This is a genomic window from Pseudomonas sp., assembly GCF_050739655.1.
Taxonomy (GTDB): domain Bacteria; phylum Pseudomonadota; class Gammaproteobacteria; order Pseudomonadales; family Pseudomonadaceae; genus Aquipseudomonas.
Genome location: NZ_JBOIBY010000408.1, coordinates 1 through 1280, shown reverse-complemented (window position 1 = coordinate 1280; position 1280 = coordinate 1). Strand labels below are relative to the sequence as shown.

General features: G+C 54.2%; 1 protein-coding gene. It reads left to right on the top strand.

Annotation, left to right across the window (positions count from 1 at the left end):
* Nucleotides 1–467 precede the first annotated feature (467 nt).
* Nucleotides 468–845 (top strand): hypothetical protein, encoded by a 378-nt coding sequence (locus tag ACRESJ_RS20140; protein ID WP_431759460.1) that lies wholly within the window; start codon nucleotides 468–470, stop codon nucleotides 843–845.
* Nucleotides 846–1280 lie beyond the last annotated feature (435 nt).

Below are 1280 nucleotides of genomic sequence, written 5' to 3'. Positions count from 1 at the left end.
GTCGTGACGGTTGCCGAGACTGGCGGACAAACAACGACCATCACCTTGGTCGGGGTTGATGTTCAGAATACCGACATCTTTTTTGGCAGCGCCTGAAGCATTGCGCGCGTGAACGGATGCGAGGGTGACCCAGGAACCCACCCTCGCATTCTTTTTGCAGTTCCAATACAAGAGCCCCCTGATTGCATCCGCTGTGAACTGGCGAGCAGCACAGGGCTTAAAGAACGCCGTGGCGTGCATATGGCTACATTCAATGCGCGATGAAAAACGCCGAAGCGGAGGCCGCGGCAAAAAAGTAGCCCGCGCGTTACGAGTAACGGGGGCTATGTTCAATTACCCGGTACAGGCAGGGTGCTGCTGGTTGAAAACTACGCCACTGATGGCAACCCAAGCCCCCAACTTCTGGTGCACCAGCGCCTAGACTTACGGTTTAAGAGTGAACGCGCGAATCGGGAAGGTAGTTCGGTATGCTATTTTTCAAATCCAAGCGAGAACGAGCGCTTGAACGAGACCTCAAGGGATTCATGCGCAGGCTCACAAACCTCAGTGCCGCCACCATGCTGATGATTTCTCTCAAGCTGCGGGATTATCTAAGGGCCCTGGAAAACGACACAGGTGGACTGTCTGGATTTATGGCGTTGTCGGTTGACGGAAAAGCCGATTACATGATTCCCATCATTTCGCAAATGAACGAAGCCAGAGATCAACAGAATGAGGTCGACTTCATCGCGGCCTACCTGACCGTCATGCTGCTGGAGAGCATCAGCTGCGGTTATCACTCGACGATGAAAAAGGTCATTGGTGTGATGGAACAGATCGCCACGTTCCCGTGGGATGTATTGTAAAAAAACCATCCAACAAGAAACCCTGGAAGCACTTTTCAGCGCCCAGGCGCTGCGTGAGCTGCACACTTGGGCGAGCCTGACGGCGGCAGGGTGCTTTGCCGATAGGTTGGAGTTGCGAGGGTCTACCGTGAAGCTGTGACCAGTCACAGCTTCACGGTAGACAAAAAAACGGCTTAGGAGGGGTGTTTTTTTTGCCTATACACAAAGCCCGCCGAGTGCGGGGTCGGGTGTTTCTGGCGAGCGTGACGTCGCCGTGCCAAGTGATGAAGCGTCGATCTGGGGTTGATGCACCAGATCCTTGTTTGAGGCTTATTCCCCCTCCTCAAACTCAAACGGCTTGAAGCGAACAACCTCTTCAAAAAGTGCCCGCCGCTAAAGCGTGCCCCCCGTGCGTTGCGAGTAACGCTATGGGTTGTGGATTCAACCGGTCGAGTG